The sequence below is a fragment of the Pseudoxanthobacter sp. genome (genome assembly GCF_036822375.1).
Lineage (GTDB): Bacteria > Pseudomonadota > Alphaproteobacteria > Rhizobiales > Segnochrobactraceae > Pseudoxanthobacter.
Genome location: NZ_DAISHT010000316.1, coordinates 1 through 2,959, shown reverse-complemented (window position 1 = coordinate 2,959; position 2,959 = coordinate 1). Strand labels below are relative to the sequence as shown.

The window sequence follows — 2,959 nt, the reverse complement described above, 5'->3', positions numbered from 1 at the left end:
TCATGTTGCCCTTGTCGGCATATTTGTGCTTGCCCATGGCCTCGATGACCATGGCCGCATCCATGATGCCGATGGAGGGAATGTTCAGGATCGCCGCGCGGCCCTTGAACTCCGGATTCAGCAGCTCCGCCCAGCTGTTAATCGGCCGCCCGATCAGATCCGGCCGGATGCCCAGCGTGTCGGCATTGTAGGTGGTGGGGATGAGGGTGATCCACTGCGTGGGCGTGGGCGAGAATTCCTTCGACTTGTTGCCCGTGAGATAGAGCACCTTCCACGGCGCCGTGCCCTGATTGCCGATCGGCTTGCCGTCGATCTCACCCTTGGTGAACACCGAGGTGATGTTGTCGAATTCCTTGATGCGCGTGGCGTCCATGCCCATCAGGTTGCCGGTGGGCACGAATTTCTTCAGCGAGAAATATTCGGTGTCGACGATATCGAAGGTGTTCGGCTGGGTGATGATGCGCTTGGTCACCTCATCGGTCGTGACCGGCACGTACTCGATGGTGATGCCGAGGTCTTTCTTCACCTGGCTGGCGATATCCTGCGACTGGTTCACGGCCGTGCCGAGGTAGCGCAGCGTGCGGGCCTCCTCGGCGCGCGCGCCGGAGATGTAGGGAAAGCCGGTGACGCTGCCGCCCACGGCAAGGCCGGCAGCCGCCGCGGTGCTGCCCTTCAGGAACGAACGCCGGTTCAACGTGAACGGCTTGCTGGTATCGGTCATGAGTTCTCTCCGAAAGCGGTGAAGATGATGCTGCCGCGCGCCGCGCCACGACGGCGGCGCGCGGTCGGATGGAAAGCGGTCAGGCGGCGCGGAGGGCGTATTCGTCGCTGCGGGCCCAGTGCAGGGCCTGCGTTTCGCCCAGTGCGGCGGGGTGTGCGTTGAAGTGTTCTTCGGGCACCACGGCCGTGATTTCGCCGAGCGCGCCGGCGGCGATCACCAGCGTCACGGTGGCGCCGCCATATTCGACGCCGCGCACCTCGCCCTTGAGCGTGCGGGCCGCGCCGTCGCCGGCGCCGAGGCGCACGCGGTCGGCACGCACCGTCACCGGCTGGCCTTCGAGCGTCAGCACATTGTGCCCGCCCATGAAGCGGGCCACGAACGCCGTGGCCGGCCGGTGGAACACATCCTGCGGCGAACCGGCCTGCTCGATGCGGCCGTCTTTCATGATGACGACCAGATCGGCCAGCGCCATGGCTTCATCCTGCCCGTGGGTGACATGCAGGAACGAGATGCCAAGCTCGCGCTGCAGCCGCTTCAGCTCCGTGCGCACGCGAAGGCGCAGAAACGGATCGAGCGCGGAAAGCGGCTCGTCCAGCAGCAGAATGCCCGGGTTGGTGACCAGTGCGCGGGCCAGCGCGACGCGCTGCTGCTGGCCGCCGGAAAGCTGCGCCGGCATGCGCGTTTCGTAAGCCAGCAGATCGACGAGTTCCATCACCTTGCGGGCGCTGGCATGGCGCACGGCCTTCGCCTCGCCCTTCATCTTCAGCGAGAAGGCGATGTTGTCGATGACGTTGAGGTGGGGAAACAGCGCATAACTCTGGAACATCATCGCTGTGCCGCGCCGGGCGGGCGCCAGATCGGTGATGTTGTTCGGGTTCAAGACGATGTCGCCGGACGACACGCTCTCATGGCCGGCGATCATCCGCAGCGTCGACGACTTGCCGCAGCCCGACGGGCCGAGGAAGCAGCAATAGGTGCCGGCAGGCACGCGCAGATCGATGGCATCCACCGCCGTCACGTTGCCGTAGCGCTTGGTCAGTTTCACCAGTTCCAGATCGCCGTTGGCCATTCCTCATCCTTCCGGTGCAGTGCGGCCGGACCGCCTTTCTGAACGACTAATAAGCATGCATTGTGCCAACCCGAAAAATCGTCTTTAACATATTGTTTTTATTACACATCATTCGCGGAGCGCCACAATTTGAGGCATCGGGCGGCTGCCGAAATCGGCGCCAGAGTCGCAAGACCGGCGCCCAAATTGTATACAATTATTGTATCCGGTTGAAAGCTGCCCGCGCAGAAGCCCTGCTCCCTTGGCCCCGGCACGGCTCTGTGCAATGGTCGCGACAGGGGGCTCAGACGCGCGGAGCGTGGGCGCGCGGGCGTAATGACGCGAGATGACGACAAACGGACCGGAATCGAAAAAGCCGCGCCGGGAGGCCGGGGCGTCCTGGCAGCCGCTTTATGACGGCTTGCTGAATGCCATCATCCGCCACCGGCTCAACCCCGGCGACAAGCTGGTTGAAGAAGAGATCGCCGAGTTCTTCGGCGTCAGCCGCACCGTCGTGCGGGCGGCTCTTCAGGCGCTGGCGCGCGATGGCGTGGTCGTCCTGCAGCGCAACAAGGGCGCGAGCGTGGCCCGCCCGACACCGGATGAGGCCCGCGAGATCTTTCAGGCCCGCGCGCTGATCGAGCCGGCCATCGCCGCCCTCGCCGCCGGCAACATGACGCCGGAGCGGGTCGCCGCACTGCACGCCGCCATCGAGGCCGAACACAGCGCGCTGCACGAAGACCGGCCGCTGGATGCGGTGTTCCACTCGGCCGATTTCCATCGCCTCATTGCCGACTATGCCGGCCAGAAGGTGCTGGCCGACATCGTGCGGGACCTGCTGTCGCAATCGTCCCTCGTCATCGCGCTCTACTGGCGCCAGCCGGAGGGCATCTGCGACAACCATGCGCATCTGGAGCTGATCGACGCCCTTGCCCGCGGCGAGGGCGCGCGCTCCGGCGAACTGATGCGCGTCCACGTCGAACATCTTCTGATCAGTCTGGACCTCACCGTCCCCCCGGCCGCCGCCTCCGGCCTCGCCGAAGCCCTCCGCCTGCCCTGAGCCGGAACCGCCGCCCGATTTCCGGCCGGCAAGGCCCGTGAGGCCGGAGGCGCCGGCACAGCCCGGATCAGCGATGGCCGCATATAACCGGCCGCCGGCAGGCCCCTGCCCCGCCGCCGCGCAGAACCCC

Annotated in this window: 3 protein-coding genes; 1 reads left to right on the top strand and 2 read right to left on the bottom strand. The window is 65.8% G+C overall.

The genetic code is table 11. The features are described from left to right. The coding region (locus V7067_RS17045; protein ID WP_334177082.1) for a twin-arginine translocation signal domain-containing protein at positions 1-721 on the bottom strand (721 nt) is incomplete at its 3' end. A 79-nt stretch (positions 722-800) separates the two neighbouring features. Next, positions 801-1,790, bottom strand: a complete 990-nt coding sequence (locus tag V7067_RS17040) for an ABC transporter ATP-binding protein (protein ID WP_334177081.1) — start codon at positions 1,788-1,790, stop codon at positions 801-803. Positions 1,791-2,115: 325 nt separating this feature from the next. On the opposite strand from V7067_RS17040, the gene V7067_RS17035 reads away from it, so the two are divergent. After that, complete coding sequence (locus V7067_RS17035; protein ID WP_334177080.1) at positions 2,116-2,829, top strand: GntR family transcriptional regulator; 714 nt, start codon at positions 2,116-2,118, stop codon at positions 2,827-2,829. Positions 2,830-2,959: the final 130 nt, after the last annotated feature.

What these genes read in the sequence shown, in the direction of transcription:
- V7067_RS17040 (WP_334177081.1), bottom strand. Translation starts at nt 1,790, where the DNA reads ATGGCCAACGGCGATCTGGAACTGGTGAAACTGACCAAGCGCTACGGC.
- V7067_RS17035 (WP_334177080.1), top strand. Translation starts at nt 2,116, where the DNA reads ATGACGACAAACGGACCGGAATCGAAAAAGCCGCGCCGGGAGGCCGGG.